The sequence below is a fragment of the Caballeronia sp. LZ043 genome (assembly GCF_031451075.1).
Taxonomy (GTDB): domain Bacteria; phylum Pseudomonadota; class Gammaproteobacteria; order Burkholderiales; family Burkholderiaceae; genus Caballeronia.
In genome coordinates this window covers 677806-691804 of sequence record NZ_JARUXT010000004.1, presented here as the reverse complement: position 1 = coordinate 691804, position 13999 = coordinate 677806, and the positions used below count along the sequence as shown (strand labels likewise).

The following is a 13999-nucleotide window of genomic DNA, read 5'->3' as shown; positions in this document are numbered from 1 at the left end:
CATGAACATTTTCATCACGGGTGCGGGCGGGTTCATTGGCGGTTCAATCGCCGCCGGGCTTGCGCGTGACGGACATCGCGTCCGCGGACTCATCCGTCGCGCCGAACAAGCCGGCGACCTGAAGCAACTCGGCATCGAGCCGGTCATCGGCAGTCTGGACGACACCGCCGTGCTCGCCGCCGAAGCCCAGGCCGCCGACGCCGTCATCAACGCCGCCAGCAGCGATCATCGCGGCGCGGTCGAAACGCTGCTTGGCGCGCTCGAAGGCTCGAACAAGCCGTTCCTGCATACGAGCGGATCGAGCATCGTCGGGGACGCGTCGGGCGGCGAGGCATCCGAGCGGATCTACACCGAAGACGATCTGCCCGAACCGACAGCCGACAAGGCGCCGCGCGTCGCCATCGACCGTCTCGTGCTCGACGCCGCCAACCGCGGCGTGCGCTCGGCCGTGTTGTGCAACACGCTGATCTACGGCCATGGCGTGGTGCCCGGCGCGTGCAGCGTACAGTTGCCGCGCCTGGAAAGACAGGCGCGGAAGAGCGGCGTCGTGCGTCACGTCGGCCGGGGCCTGAATATCTGGTCGAACGTGCATATCGACGACGTCGTCGAAGCCTACCGGCTCGCGCTCCAGAAGTCGCCCGCGGGCACGTTTTATTTCGTCGAAAGCAGCGAAGCGCAGTTCCGCGACATGACCACGGCAATGGCGCGTGCGCTCGGACTGCGCGGACCAGAAGACTGGCCGCTGGAGGAAGCGATCAAGGAATGGGGCTATGAAATGGCCTCTTACGGTCTCGGCTCGAACAGCCGCGTGCGCAGCCAGCGGGTCCGTGAAACGCTCGGGTGGCAGCCGAAGCGGACGTCCGTGATCGAGTGGATCGAAAACGAACTCGTCACCAAGGCGGCGTAAGCACGGATAGCGTTGAGCGCCCCAGTGCGCGGCAAACTGGCTTGACCAATTTGCCGCGCAGGCCGAAGACATCGACTTATTTCAGCTCGCTCGAATAACGCTCGATATCCGCCTGAGGCATGCCCGATTTCTCCGCCGATTCACGAATCTGTTGCCACGTGGTCGGATCGACGGCAATGCCCTTCGCGCCATATTCCGCACGGCGCGCTTCTTCCACATCGCCGGGCGCCAGGATCTCGTCTACGCCCTCGGCACGCGGCGAAGCCTTCATCCAGGCAAGAAACGCTTCTGCTTCCTGTTGTGCGGCGGGTGCGTCGAAGGCGTTCGGGTCGAGAATCACCGAGGTCATGCAATTCATGATCGCGCTCGTCTTCTCCAGCGTGCTTTCATGCGTCGTATAGCCGCCCGACAGCGCCCCGCCAAATATCTCGCACAACGCGGCGAGCCCCGAGCCCTTGTGCAGACCGAAGGCCGTCAACGTACCGAACGGCTCCTCGTGCATGACCTTCGGCTCGATAGTCGGATGCCCTTCGTGATCGAGCAGCATGCCCGGCGCAACCTTCACGCCCTTGTTGTATGCGACGCGCGTCTTGCCGTACGCGATGCCGGCCGTCGCGAAGTCGAGCACCAGCGGCGGTTTGCCGTCGCGCGGATAAGCCGCGCAGAACGGATTCGTGCCGAAACGGCGGTCGATGCCGCCGAACGGCGCCACCAGCGGATCGCCCGCGACGTTCACGAAATGGAAGGACACGAGGCCGGCCTTCGCGCACTGCTCCGCCCAGTGACCGATCCGGCCGATGTGATGCGCGTTGCGCAGGCCGACCGCGCATACACCCAGTTTCTTCGCGCGCTCGATGCCATGTTCCATCGCCTCATAGGCGACGACCTGGCCAAAGCCCTTGCGGCCGTCGATGCTCAACACCGCGCCGGCATCGCGCACGATTTCGGCATGCGTGTTGAGTTGCAGTTGCCCTTCGCCGAGCGAAGCGACATAGCGCGGAATCATGCCGATGCCATGCGAATCGTGCCCCGACAGGTTCGACATCACGAGGTGGTCCGCGATCAGTTCGGCCTCGCGCGGCGCACTGCCCGCGTGCGTCCAGATGGCGCTGACATAGGCGTGCAGCGTGTCGGCGGCAATGCGCCGTTCCGGGGCGTTCGTGCTGGGCGTGGAAGATGCGTTCATTGCAAGACTCGTCTCCATGATGATGGGCTTGCGCGTCCGGCGTCGGGACGCGTGCGGGCCTATCACTTTACCGACGATCAACTGGCCTTACCAGTTTGAATGCACAGTTTTCCGCGAACGGTCGAAAAAAAGCCCGGACAAGCCGGGCCTGAGTCAAACCTGCGTCGTGCAAAAAGCTGGATGTCAAGGCGCCAGCGCAATCACTTCCGCCACCGAAGCCGTCAGCTTCTTCGCATAAGGCACATGAAGGAATTCATTCGGCCCATGCGCGTTCGACTTCGGGCCGAGCACGCCGCACACCATGAACTGCGAACGCGGGAAGCCTTCCTTCAGCGTATTCATCAACGGAATCGTGCCGCCCTGCCCCATGAAGGCCACATCCGCGCCGAAGTGCCGCCGTGACGCCTCGCTCAGCGAGCCGGCGAGCCAGGGTGCGAGGTCGGGCGCATTCCAGCCTGTCGCCGCTCCCGCCTCTGGCTTGAACGTCACCCGGGCGTTATAGGGCGGATCGAGTTCGAGCAAGGACTTCAGTTGGGCCACCGCCGCCGTGGCCTCGACGAGCGGCGGCAGGCGCAACGACAACTTGAACGCCGTACGCGGCGCCAGCACATTGCCGGCGTCGGCGAGCGCTGGCAGGCCGGCCGCGCCTGTCACGGTCAGCGAGGGACGCCAGGTGGAATTGAGCAACGCCTCGTGCGGGTCGGTGGTGGTCGGCAGGACACTGCCGCCGTCCTGCCCGCAGCTCCACGGCAGCTTTTTCCAGACATCGTCGCCGAGGATATTGGCGGTGACTGCCGCTTCGCGCTGCCGCAGCAACGGGATCTCGCAATGAAAGTTCTTCGGCAGGAGATCGCCGGTGCTCGCGTCCTCGAGGCGCTCGAGCAACTGCCGCATGATGCGGAACGTCGACGGTGCAATGCCGCCGTAGCCGCCCGAATGAATGCCCTCGTCGAGCACCTGCACTTCGAGGTCGCCGCCGACCAGACCACGCAGCGACGTGGTCAGCCACAGCTGATCGTAGTTGCCGGCGCCCGAATCCAGGCAGATCACCAGACCGACCTCGCCGAGTCTGTCGCGCAACGCGTCGATGTAGGGCAGCAGGTCATAGCTGCCCGACTCCTCGCAAGTCTCGATGATGCCCACGCAGCGCGGCCGCTCCACGCCTTGTGCGTCCAGCGCAGCGAGCGCCGTGATGCTGGCGTAGGTGGCGTAGCCGTCGTCGGCGCCGCCGCGGCCATAGAGCTTGTCGTTCTCGAACTTCGGCGTCCAGGGGCCGAGGTCGTTGCGCCAGCCTTCGAATTCCGGCTGCTTGTCCAGATGGCCGTACAGCACCACGGTTTCCGTGCTGCCCGAACGGGTCGCGGGTGCCTCGAAGAAGATCACCGGCGTGCGTCCGGCCAGGCGCACGATCTCCACCTTGAGCCCCTTGACCGGCTGCGTCTTCACCCAGTCCACCGCGTCCGTGACCACGCGCTCGATGAAGCCATGGCGCGCCCAATCGTGGTCGAACATCGGGCTCTTTGCGGGAATCGCGATGTAGTCAGTCAGCGCCGGAACGATCTCGTCGTTCCACTTGCGTTCCACAAAATCGCGCAGCGCAGCGGAGTCCAGCTGCACCGCCTCGTCGTGTTGCATGCCGCCGCCGGTAGTCATGAGCGTGTGTCCATTGAAGCAAAAATCTCATGATAGACGGGTTTCACGCCAGATTCGAATTGCGACTCATTGCTCATACAATTTGTTTGACTTCGCTCTATCGACTGGGGACTGCGTTCCGGCTACATCATCACGGCGCAGCCGATACCACCACGCGCGTCACGGCAGGATCGGCGTCGATTGCCTGCTCGGTGAAAGGGAAGCGCGCCCAGCGCTTCGCCGCGAATGCGCGGGTTGCGTCGGCGGAGTGCGGCGAGGCCGGATCGTCCGATTCGGAGTGCGACAGCATCGTGTCGGCCTCCACGCCGTCCACTCCATCTGCGCCGAACGTCACGACCTGGACATAGCTGTCGCCCTGCCCGTTCGGATCCATCGGATAGCCTTTCGCGTCCAGCGGCCGCCGCGCGCACACGACCGTGAAGTATCCCGCCTCATCACACCCGCCGTAGAGCGGCACGCGCGCGCCCTGGCGAGTGGTGTAGAGAATGTCGCCGCGTCGCGAATCGAGCGCGAAGCCGTTCAGCCTGAGCGCAAGCGCCGCGCCGCCCAGCGCCTGACGCAAGTCCTGCAGCACGGCCGGATTGTCGACGTTGAAGTCGGCCGGCGTCGCAAGCGGCTTGTCCGGATCGAAACCCGCTACGTACAGCCGCTCGGGCGCAATGCGCGTGATGCGCATCCAGAACTCGTCCCACAGGTTGGCGCCGCGCGCGTCGATGTCCGCCGTCCCGTTCCACTGGCGCAGCACCTCGCAGGCGTCGTGCAGGTTGGACAGCGCATCGTTGACAGTGCAGACGGCGTCGAGCAGCGGCTTGCGGAACAGCCGTTCGGACATCGAGTGAGTCTCGAGCACGGCCGTTTCCAGCGCGTCGCGCGTCACCCCGCCGCGCTCGCGTTGCAGGCGCGCGGCGAGCAGATGGCCATAGCGCGTGCGCAGCGATTGCTCGACGCGCGTGGCCCCGGCGATGCGCGGATAGCCCGTCAACGGCGCGTTGGCGTTGGTGAGCCAGTAGCTGTCGTTGAAGTTGCCGACATAGTCGCCGCGCACGGTGTTCGCCATCTGCCCGACGGCCAGCGCACCCGCTTGCGCGCTGGCCGGATCGACGCGCCACGCGCACGCGCTCTTGGCGCCGTCGAGGAACGGCACGCCCGGCACGCGCCCCGCGAACGCACGGCCGGCGGGCGTCGTGCAGGTTTCCAGGAGATCGTCGGGGACATCGGGAATCGGGCCGATGTCCGCGAACCACACGCGCGCATCGCCGCGACCAATGGCGAACGTGTTGACCCACGGCATCCCGGCGTAGCGTTTCTGGATCGCGATGAAGTCGTTCAGCGAACGCGCCTGGTTCCACGCGAAGAAGTTCTGGAAGGCGCGCAGGTTGTCGGCATTGACGTCGGCGAGCGCGTAGGCGCGCTGCGCATTCCAGCCGAGGCCCGCCGCCTGCACCGACAGATCGACGACCGGACCATAGCGCGTCTTGTAGAGCGTGCGCGCGACCGTCTCGAAGGAACCGTCGGCGCGCCGCGTGCGAACCGTGAGCGGCACGGGCGTCATGGCCTCGCTTTGGCCGTCGATGAGATAGCGCGTCGGATCAGCCGGATCCAGCGTGAGCTGGAAGATGCCGAAGCGCCGCGCGCTCGACACCGTATGCGTCCACGCGACGTTCTCGTTGAAGCCGAGCACGATCAGCGGCACGCCGAGAAACGACACGCCCGCGACATTCACCTTGCCCGGAATGGTCAGCTGCGCCTGATAGAAACGGTCCGGTCCGCGCCAGAACCAGTGCGGATTGCCGAACAGGATGCTGCGTCCGTCGTGTGTCACCGGAGCGCCGAAAGCAAGCGCATTGCTGCCGATGCCGGGCGTGTCGCCGATCGCAAAACGCAGCGTGTTCGCGGTCTGCTGCGGCGCGTCGAGTGCGCCGCGCGGCGCGGTGGTGGCCGCGCTCGGCGGATGGGCCGTCGCGATCGGCGTGATGAAGCGCACCGAACCGCCCGCCAGATTGGCCGCGATCAGACGCCGGTAGATATCGTCGGCGCTGATCTTCGCGATCCACGGCTTGCCCCGGCACGCCGCATGCGCGCCCGGCGAACGGCCTGCATCGATTTCGGTGAGATAGCGGTTGTAGCCACTGGCGAAACCATCGATAAGATTGCGCAAGTCGGCCGGCTGCGCCGCGCGAAAGCGGTCGAGATTCGCCTGCTCGCCGATCAGCTTGAAGAAGAAGTCCGAGTCGATATTGCGCGGCTGACCGAAGGTCGCGGGCGCGGAAGGACGGGCATCCGCGCCGAAGAAGGCGGAACGCTCGCCCCGATAGGTGACGAAGGCATCGGCGAGCGTGCAGAGGTTATCCTCCGCCTGTGCATACCCGAAACCGAAACCCAGACTGCCCCAGTCGGCGGCGCGGATGTGCGGAATGCCGTCACGGGTGCGGCGGATTTCGGCGCTCCAGGTGCTCGTGCTCTGTGTGAACTGTGCAGACGGCGGACCGCCATCGGACGATGACGGCGGATAGGCGCAACCGGCCAGCAAAACGCTCGCGAGCATACCGGAGATGACGAGGCTGATGGTCTGATTCATCGCGCGAGTCCCTCGGTCCAGTCAGCGTGACACCATGAAACCATGAAGCCGTGACGATGGGCGAACCACTGTCCGCGCGCAGTATCGCATCGGGTGCGAAGCATGCACCGCCAAAGTCTAGCCGCTCGCGGTGGTATCGCGAACCGGTGCCGCCCCTGACCATTCACCCCGAAGATGACCGATTCCGACGATCCCCGCTGCCTGGAGATTGCTGTCAAAGCGGCTGCGACCCCTGCGTGTTCGATCTTTATGACGAAGCGCTGGCGCGCTATCGGACGGAACTGGCGGCGTGGGAAGCGCGTCATCGTCCGCAAGCAGCCCGGGACGATTGACAGACGGCTTTCGTCCGGCGATCCGAGCAGTTCCGCGGGCACGGCGCTATGCTGGTGTCCCCCTGTCGGCCGGAGCCGGTTCCGGCTGCCTGGTAGCAGGCAAAAGGCAGGCAAAAACCATTCTCTAGGAGCAGCGCCCCATGTCTCTCACGATGTATCGCGCATCGATTCCCGTCTTCATCCGCGGCCTCGAAGTGTGCGCGGATCTGCTCGGCAAAGGCGCCGCCTTCGCGGACCAGAAAGGCCTCGCCCACGCAGATGTCCTCAACGCCCGGCTCGCACCCGACATGCTGCCGCTCGTCGCGCAGATCCAGCGCGCCAGCGACACAGCCAAACTGTCGGCGGCACGCCTGTCAGGCGTCGAGGCGCCGCGTTTCGAGGACGACGAGGACAGCTTCGCGTCACTGCAGGCGCGCATCGAGAAGACGATTGCGTTTCTGACGAGCATCGACAAGTCCACGCTCGTCGACAGCGAAGCGCGCACGGTCACGCTGAAGTTTCCGGACTTTTCGCCGTCGTTTTCCGGCGTCGATTATCTGCTCGGCTTCGGGCTGCCGAACTTCTATTTCCACGTCGTCACGACGCACGACATCCTGCGCCATCTCGGCGCGCCGATCGGCAAACGGGATTTCCTCGGTCCGCTCAAGTAGGACTCAAGTGAAGACGCCGGGCGCTGCGGGACGAACCGTCCCGCTCACCCCTGCCGCGCCGCGATCTGCTTGCGCCAGCCGGCGAGAATCCGGCGCGCGAGCGCGTCGTAGTCGCCGCCGAAGTGGTGGTCGCCCGGCAGCTTCACCACTTCAATACCTGTCTTCGTCAGGTCCGGGCATAGCGTGTCTTCTTCCTTCTCACCGTAGATGCATTGCACCATCGCCGGCGGCACCTTGTTCAGTTCCGGCCGCACCTTCAGCGCCTTGTCGCTCGCCGGCATGCCGAGCCAGCCCGTCACGCGGATCTGGAAATCGGCGGCGGGCGAAAAGCCCATCAGCGAGATGTACGACACCTGTTCGCGCACCGCGTCCGGCAGACGGTTGTAGGCGAACGGCATGACGTCGGCGCCGAACGAGTAACCCAGCAGCGCCACGTGGCTCGTATGCCAGCGCGCGTTGTAGAAGCGGATCACGCGAGCGAGGTCGTTGGCCGTCTGCTGCGGCGTTTTTTCGCTCCAGAAGTAGCGCAACGAATCGATGCCGATCACCGACACCCCGTCACGCTGCAACGCAAGCGCCATGGTCTTGTCGAGATCGCGCCAGCCGCCGTCGCCGGAAATCACGATGGCGAGCAGATCGGTCGCCTTGTCAGCGCGCAGTTCGATCAGCGGCAGATCGGAGACATCGCCCTCGGCGACCGGCTCGGCCTTCTTCAGGTGCGGCGCGGTCAGCGCGACCAGCGCATCGGCCTTTGAATGACCCGGCTGCGGCGCCGCCGCGCGCTCCAGAAACCCCGGCAAACCCTGGGCGTGGATGATGGTCGGGTCAGGCGGACACGGATCGAACCGGGCGTCGAGCTGGGCATCGGCGTTGAGCGACACCGCGCCCGCCACCGTATTGTCCGGAGCCTGCCGCAGCGAACTCTCGGCGAGCGCCGCGCCCTGGCCCGTGCCGGCGAGGATCGGCGAATAGTAGTGGTTCGTCTGCACGGTGCGCTCGAGCTGATGGCTCATGTTCTCCGCATCGCCGACGAGGTTGTGACACTCCTTCTCGCTCTTGTCCGCCTTCACCTGCGCCGCGTATTTCAGCGTATCGACGCCGATCACCATCGCGCCTTTCGCGGCGAGGGCGTCAGCGGCCTGCTGGTCCGACGGACTCCAGCCGCTCTTCTCCGAAAACAGCACGACGAAACCGGTCATGTCGCCGGCGGGTTTCGTCAGCGTCACCTGGCCGTAGCGGCCGCCGGGAATCGATTCAGCGGCATGCGCCGCGCCCAGCCAGGAAACAGCACACACGGCGGCGGCTACGAACGCCGCCGCTTTCTTGCAAAGGAATGTCATGAACGCCAGCCGCCCGCGAGAAGCGAGAGATCCGCCAAAGTGAAAAATACGCCGACCGAACCGGATGCCGCCAGATAACGCGGCTCCCAGCGCGGCTGGAACTTGCTCTTGAATCCGCGCAGCCCGCGGAAGTTGTAGAAGCGTCCGCCGAAACGCCAGACGAGGCCGGCGAAGCGGTGCCAGTGCGACGCGAGCGGCGTCGGCTCCATGCCCGACAAAGGCGCGATGCCCAACGACAGCGACTTGAAGCCCGTTTCCTTCAGATGCAGCGCGAGCTTCGTGAAGAGATACTCCATCGCGTACGACGACGCCGCTTCGACATGGCGCATCACGCCGACGGTCGCTTCGGTGTTCATGTCGGTGGTCATGAAGGTGACGAACGCCACCGGCACGCCCTGCTGCCGGACCAGCAGCACCGATTGCGCCGACAGATAGTCCTCCGTGAACGCCGCCACCGAAAAGCTTTTCTCGCGCGCGGAACGGCTGTCGAGCCAGTCGTCGGAGATGGCGCGCAGCATCGGCAGGCTGGCGACGATGCGGTCCGGCCCGATGACCTCGGTATCGAAGCCATCGCGCTCGCCGCGCTTGAGCGCATAGCGCAGATGCGAGCGGTGCGATCCCTTCAGGTCGAAGTCCGCCAGCGCCACGTGCGCTTCCTCGCCGAGCTTCATCAGCGTCAGGCCGGCGTCGAGATAGAGCGGCAAGGCGTCGGCGCGCACCTGATAGAACGCGGCGCGGCCGTTGTGTGCATGCGCCAGTTCCACGAATTTGCGGATCAGCTCCGCCCACTCGCGGCGCGGACCCACCGGATCATGCAGCGCGGCCCACGTGCGGCCGTGCTTGGCGTACATCAGGAAGGCTTCGCGCGACTCCGAAAACAGGAAACTCTTGTCGCCCATCATCGCGAGGCCGGCGTCGCTGCGTTCCTGCGCGCGGAAGATGCGCGCGGCATCGGCGAGATCCTGCGGCGCGGGCTTCACGAAACGGCCCGCCGCCGGACGCAGCAGCTGCCACACGGCGAACACCGTGCCGAACACAGCCGCGGCGAGCGTCGCGCGCAGCGCACGCGGGGCGCGCTCGTCGAACGCGAACTGCCACCAGAGATCGCCGCTGTACGGCACGTCGCGGAACGCGAAGAACATGATCCAGAAGGCGAACGCCATCACGACGCCGATCGAGATCAGCCAGGTCGCCGTGAAACGCTCGGCAAACAGCGACGAACGGCGGTTGAAGCGCTCGCGCGTCAGCACCAGCAGCACGATCAGGAACGCCAGCACGCCGACTTCGACGAAGGCCAGACCCTTCGCCAGCGACAGCGCCAGGTTGGCGACCGCCAGGCCCAGCGCGAGCCACCAGGCGGCGTCGAGCCGGCGCAGCAGGCCGCGCGCGACGAACAGCAGCAGCACGCCGAGCACGGAGCCGAGCAGTTGCGAGCTTTCCAGCACCCACAGCGGCACGAGGGTCTGCAGGAGCGCGATGCGCATCTTGAAGGCCGGCGTCGCGCCGGAGATGACGAGCATGGTGCCGGCCGCGAACGTGACGATCGACAGGAACACCGGCGCGAGCTGCGACACGTGATGCGGGCTCAGGAAGCCGAAGCGGCCCTTCAGCGCGCGGCCTTCGAAGGCGGCCATCACGCCAGCCGAGAGGATCAGCGGCAGGCCGAAATAGATTGCGCGATACGCGAGCAGCGCCGCGACGACGTCCGGCGTCTGCGCGCTGCCGCCGAGCGCGAAGACCATCGCAGCCTCGAACACGCCGACGCCGCCCGGCGTATGACCGATCATGCCCAGCAGCATCGCGGCCGAGAAGACCGTCATGAAGTCGATGAAGCCGACTTGCGGATTCGGCAGCAGCGCCCAGAGCGCGAGGCCCGCGCCGAAGACATCGACGACGGCCAGCGCCGCCTGCGCGACGAAATCGCGCCGCGCCGGCACGGTGAAAGACACCCACTTCCAGCGCGACTGCAGCGTGCGCGGCGCGCGGCCGCACAGCAGGACCATCGCGGCGAACACGGCCAGCAGCGCTGCGCCCGTCGCGCGGAGTGCGGCGGGCGGCAGATGCAGCAGGGCCGCGAGCGTGCGCGCGTCGAACAGCATGCCGGCCGCGGCCATGAAGGCCAGCGAGAGCGCCAGCGTGATGCTGGTGAACAGGGTGAGCCGGCCGACTTGCGCGGGCGTCACGCCGGAGGCGCCATAGACGCGGCAACGCACCGCGCCGCCCGTCAGCGCGCCGAAGCCGGTGACGTTGCCGAGCGCCGAGCCGACCGTCGCGCCGACCCACAGCAGCGAGCGCGGCAGCGTCACGCCGATGTGCCGCAACCCGACCGCATCGCGCCCGACGAGTGCGGCGAAGGACAGCGCGGTGGCGAACAGCGCGGCGAGCCAGGCTTGCGGCGTCATCACGCGCAGCGAATGCACGACCGACTTATAGTCGACCGCGCGCGAAAGATGCTGGAAGACGATCAGGAGCAGCACGCAGATCACGACCGTCAGGACGGGCGCGGCGAGCCGCTGAAGCTGGAAGCCGCCGGCCGTGGGGCCGGACGGGGCGATGGCGCGAAGCCGGGCGAGCAACTTTGTGCGGGACATGCGTTCTATCAGACTGGCTCACGATGCCAGCCGGCGAGGAATCGCCGGGGGCAGCGGTACATCGGGGTTATCGGGCTCGCGCACCGTACGCGCCACACGCGCTCAGAAAACGCGCTTTCGGCTCGGGTCGCCCGCGCTCGCGCCATACAAATGGCTTCAGGCAATGAAACGCCTATATAACGGCGACGGTTGACCCGACTTGACGCATATTGGGAAAAGTACGGACTGTAAGGCTAGCGGCCGCTGCTGCGGCGCTTCCGTTATTACTGATTGTAATAACGGTTGTCGGTCGGAATGCAAGAAAGCCGCTAAGATCGGACCGGCCACACGGCAACGCGGAAATGACTAAAAAAGGTATCGAATCATATGAAGATAAAAGTGACACTTCTGTGCGCGGCCCTGAGTGCTTCCCTGCTGAGCGCGTGCGTCGCGACGGACGACAGCCTGCTCAGGACCGTGCCGATCGGATCCGGCACCTCGCAGAGCAAGCCTTACGAGTTCACACGTTGTGTGAAGTCGGCCTGGACGTCGATTGGCGGGCGCGTGCGGGAATACTCGCCGGGCCCCGACACGCAGGCCATCTCGATTCCGAGCGGCGGTCCGACGAGTCAATCCGTGGTGTTGCTGATCGCGCAGGCATCGGCGAACAACACCGGCTACACGATCTATGGCGATATCGGCGTAGCGGGCCGCTATGTCGCGGCCACCCATACTTGCGACTGAATTCTCCGGCGCGGCGGCTCAGGAAGGCTTGCCGTCGCGCATGTCGACGCCCGCCAGATGGGTGCCGACCACCCGTCCGATCAGATAGCCGTCCGACGCGCACGCGTTGACGCGCTCCTTGCCATCCCACTGGATCTTGTATTGATCGTCCTGCGAGTGGATCGCGGAGGGATCGAACTTGCGCTTCGGCTTGCCGCCGTTGCGCGCGTCCTCGCCGACCATCCGGTTCCAGGTGAGCGCGTAACCGTAGCGGACGCCGTCGGCGAAGGCATCGTCGTCGCACACCTGGCTGGGAGTCTTCGTCTTGACCATCAGGTGGTAGCCGTCCGGGCTGCCGACCATGATGCGGCGCTCGCCGGGAGGCAGGGCCGGCGCGGGCGGCCGCACCGGCGTGCGCGCCGTCTGGACCGGCGCCGTGCCCGACGCGGGCGCGGCGGCATCCGTGCCGTCCTGCTGTGGAAGGGGCGCACACGCGCCGAGAATGAGCACCGCGCTCGCGGCAACCGCCGCGCCGGCACCTTGCATTGTCTTGAACGATAGCCTGCGAATCACCTGCGCTGAACCCGTCTCGAATTAGTCCGGGCTCTACCTTACCATCTCGCGATGAATTCCTCGGAACGTTCCTAAACGACGATGGGCCGCCTCCGAGACGGCCCTGCGCGGCTGCGTGCGGATCAGGACGCCGACGAGGTATTGCTCATCGGCATCTCGATGCCGCGCCGCGCCATCTCGACAATCAGGAAGGTTCGCCGCGTGACGTGGAAGCGCGCGAGCAGATCGCTCGAATATTCCTTTGCGGTGTTTTCGCTGATGTTCATCTTGCGCGCGATCGCCTTGTTCGACAGCCCCTGCAGCAGAGAGCGCAGCGTCTCGGTAAGGCGCGGCGGCAGGTCGAGCGACTCGACCGTCACGCTCGGATGCGGCGTGACCGGCCTTGGGCTGTGACCGCCCTTGCCGAGCACCGTGTTGGGCAGGTACACGCGGCCGTTCAGGATGGTCTTGAGCGCCTCGCGGAACACGCCGGCGCCCTGCTCGCTGCCCTTGGAAATGAAGCCGCACGCGCCGTTCTTGATGCATTCGAGCACGGTGTCGCGGTCGTCCTGCGCGGACAGCATGATGGTCTGGACTTCGCGCTCTTCCTCGCGGATCCAGTTCAGCAGGTCCATGCCGGTGTCCTGGCCACGCAGATGGTAGTCGAGGAAGATGAGGTCGTAGGTATTGGCGGAAAGCTTGGCTTTCGCCTGTTCGAAACCGTCGGCCTCGTCGATTTCGAGCAAAGGCTCATTGGCCAGGATGAGACTTTTCATCGCGCTCCTGGTGAGCCCTTCGTCCTCAACTAGCAACACTGTTTTGAAATAGCCATTTTCCATTGCGACGCTCCGAGAACGGTTTCGATCTTACGCGGGCCTTGGACGACTTCTACCCCCCTTTCGCAGGGATCCATTCGGCAGTCTCCCAAAATCTCTGAACTCCCCTTCCCGTGCCGGGTTGAGCGATAAGCACGGCCGGTCGAAACTGGCGGCATCGAATCAGCCATATCAAATAACGACCAGGAGGATGAGATGTCAAGCCGTCTAGCCCACAACGAGAGCGAGTTCGCGTTGTGGCGAATCAAGCGGGCCCGTACCAGCGATGCTTCACGCCGCGTGCTGATCGCCCACAAGGACAAGTCGATCGGCGATTCGCTCGCCGTGCAACTTCGGCTCAAAGGCTTGCAGGTCATCCATTCGCAGGATCTCAAATCCGTCCGCGCGCTGGTCGGCAGCTGGCAGCCGCACGCGCTGCTGCTCGACACCAGCCTCGACAGCGACTCCGGCTACGTCTTCCTGCGCACGCTCCAGATGGATTCGGAGATGACCGGGCGCCTGCTCGTCGCGATGAGCAACGTCTGGCCCGCCGATCCCGTGCAGATGCTCAAGGACGCCGGGTTCGACGCGCATTGCCGCCGGCCGTGCGCGACCTGGCGGATCGTCGATATGGTCGAAGCGTTCTTTTCAGCGCCGCTCAGGCGCTGATGTTTCCATGTTTGCAGGAGGTGT

General features: G+C 65.6%; 12 protein-coding genes. 5 read left to right on the top strand and 7 right to left on the bottom strand.

The genetic code is table 11. The features are described from left to right. Position 1: 1 nt before the first annotated feature. Positions 2-907, top strand: a complete 906-nt coding sequence (locus tag QCE64_RS30680) for an NAD-dependent epimerase/dehydratase family protein (protein WP_309934698.1) — start codon at positions 2-4, stop codon at positions 905-907. Between the two features lie 76 nt (positions 908-983). Here QCE64_RS30680 and QCE64_RS30675 read toward each other — a convergent pair whose 3' ends face one another. From QCE64_RS30675 to QCE64_RS30665, 3 genes are all read right to left on the bottom strand, one after another. Next, entirely contained in the window at positions 984-2093 is a 1110-nt protein-coding gene (locus tag QCE64_RS30675; RefSeq protein WP_309926208.1) for a malate/lactate/ureidoglycolate dehydrogenase, read from the bottom strand. 183 nt (positions 2094-2276) lie between these two features. After that, a complete protein-coding gene (locus QCE64_RS30670) occupies positions 2277-3746 on the bottom strand; it encodes a M20 family metallopeptidase (RefSeq protein WP_310007919.1) in 1470 nt (489 codons plus the stop codon). Positions 3747-3876: 130 nt separating this feature from the next. Continuing rightward, positions 3877-6324, bottom strand: a complete 2448-nt coding sequence (locus tag QCE64_RS30665; protein ID WP_310007917.1) for a penicillin acylase family protein — start codon at positions 6322-6324, stop codon at positions 3877-3879. Positions 6325-6380: 56 nt separating this feature from the next. Between QCE64_RS30665 and QCE64_RS30660 the strand changes: the two genes are divergently transcribed. Together QCE64_RS30660 and QCE64_RS30655 are read left to right on the top strand one after the other, a co-directional pair. After that, positions 6381-6656 (top strand): oxidoreductase-like domain-containing protein, encoded by a 276-nt coding sequence (locus QCE64_RS30660; protein ID WP_404987616.1) that lies wholly within the window; start codon positions 6381-6383, stop codon positions 6654-6656. A gap of 140 nt (positions 6657-6796) precedes the next feature. After that, positions 6797-7306 (top strand): DUF1993 domain-containing protein, encoded by a 510-nt coding sequence (locus QCE64_RS30655; RefSeq protein WP_310007915.1) that lies wholly within the window; start codon positions 6797-6799, stop codon positions 7304-7306. 44 nt (positions 7307-7350) lie between these two features. Here QCE64_RS30655 and QCE64_RS30650 read toward each other — a convergent pair whose 3' ends face one another. Together QCE64_RS30650 and mprF are read right to left on the bottom strand one after the other, a co-directional pair. After that, the gene (locus QCE64_RS30650; RefSeq protein ID WP_310007914.1) at positions 7351-8646 is read right to left on the bottom strand and encodes an AcvB/VirJ family lysyl-phosphatidylglycerol hydrolase; all 1296 of its coding nucleotides are present in this window, start codon (positions 8644-8646) and stop codon (positions 7351-7353) included. Beyond that, a complete protein-coding gene (mprF, locus tag QCE64_RS30645; RefSeq protein WP_309934682.1) occupies positions 8643-11237 on the bottom strand; it encodes a bifunctional lysylphosphatidylglycerol flippase/synthetase MprF in 2595 nt (864 codons plus the stop codon). Before mprF ends, QCE64_RS30650 begins: the two co-directional genes overlap by 4 nt. 378 nt (positions 11238-11615) lie before the next feature. Between mprF and QCE64_RS30640 the strand changes: the two genes are divergently transcribed. Next, positions 11616-11960 carry a hypothetical protein gene (locus QCE64_RS30640; RefSeq protein ID WP_310007912.1) on the top strand — a complete coding sequence of 115 codons (345 nt, stop codon included), beginning with the start codon at positions 11616-11618 and terminating at the stop codon, positions 11958-11960. Between the two features lie 18 nt (positions 11961-11978). On the opposite strand, the gene QCE64_RS30635 is transcribed toward QCE64_RS30640, so the two are convergent. Then, positions 11979-12485, bottom strand: coding sequence for a hypothetical protein (locus QCE64_RS30635; protein ID WP_309926191.1), 507 nt, complete (start codon positions 12483-12485; stop codon positions 11979-11981). 149 nt (positions 12486-12634) lie between these two features. Continuing rightward, positions 12635-13330, bottom strand: a complete 696-nt coding sequence (locus tag QCE64_RS30630; protein WP_310007910.1) for a response regulator transcription factor — start codon at positions 13328-13330, stop codon at positions 12635-12637. Between the two features lie 192 nt (positions 13331-13522). Here QCE64_RS30630 and QCE64_RS30625 point away from each other — a divergent pair, with 192 nt between their 5' ends. Further along, positions 13523-13975: a histidine kinase gene (locus tag QCE64_RS30625; RefSeq protein WP_309820036.1), complete on the top strand. Its 453-nt coding sequence runs from the start codon at positions 13523-13525 to the stop codon at positions 13973-13975. The last annotated feature ends 24 nt before the right edge of the window (positions 13976-13999 follow it).

Excerpts from the sequence above, each read along its gene's own strand:
- QCE64_RS30680 (WP_309934698.1), top strand. The coding sequence starts at position 2 with ATGAACATTTTCATCACGGGTGCGGGCGGGTTCATTGGCGGTTCAATC.
- QCE64_RS30675 (WP_309926208.1), bottom strand. The coding sequence starts at position 2,093 with ATGAACGCATCTTCCACGCCCAGCACGAACGCCCCGGAACGGCGCATT.
- QCE64_RS30670 (WP_310007919.1), bottom strand. The coding sequence starts at position 3,746 with ATGACTACCGGCGGCGGCATGCAACACGACGAGGCGGTGCAGCTGGAC.
- QCE64_RS30665 (WP_310007917.1), bottom strand. The coding sequence starts at position 6,324 with ATGAATCAGACCATCAGCCTCGTCATCTCCGGTATGCTCGCGAGCGTT.
- QCE64_RS30660 (WP_404987616.1), top strand. The coding sequence starts at position 6,381 with ATGGGCGAACCACTGTCCGCGCGCAGTATCGCATCGGGTGCGAAGCAT.
- QCE64_RS30655 (WP_310007915.1), top strand. The coding sequence starts at position 6,797 with ATGTCTCTCACGATGTATCGCGCATCGATTCCCGTCTTCATCCGCGGC.
- QCE64_RS30650 (WP_310007914.1), bottom strand. The coding sequence starts at position 8,646 with ATGACATTCCTTTGCAAGAAAGCGGCGGCGTTCGTAGCCGCCGCCGTG.
- mprF (WP_309934682.1), bottom strand. The coding sequence starts at position 11,237 with ATGTCCCGCACAAAGTTGCTCGCCCGGCTTCGCGCCATCGCCCCGTCC.
- QCE64_RS30635 (WP_309926191.1), bottom strand. The coding sequence starts at position 12,485 with ATGCAAGGTGCCGGCGCGGCGGTTGCCGCGAGCGCGGTGCTCATTCTC.
- QCE64_RS30630 (WP_310007910.1), bottom strand. The coding sequence starts at position 13,330 with ATGGAAAATGGCTATTTCAAAACAGTGTTGCTAGTTGAGGACGAAGGG.
- QCE64_RS30625 (WP_309820036.1), top strand. The coding sequence starts at position 13,523 with ATGTCAAGCCGTCTAGCCCACAACGAGAGCGAGTTCGCGTTGTGGCGA.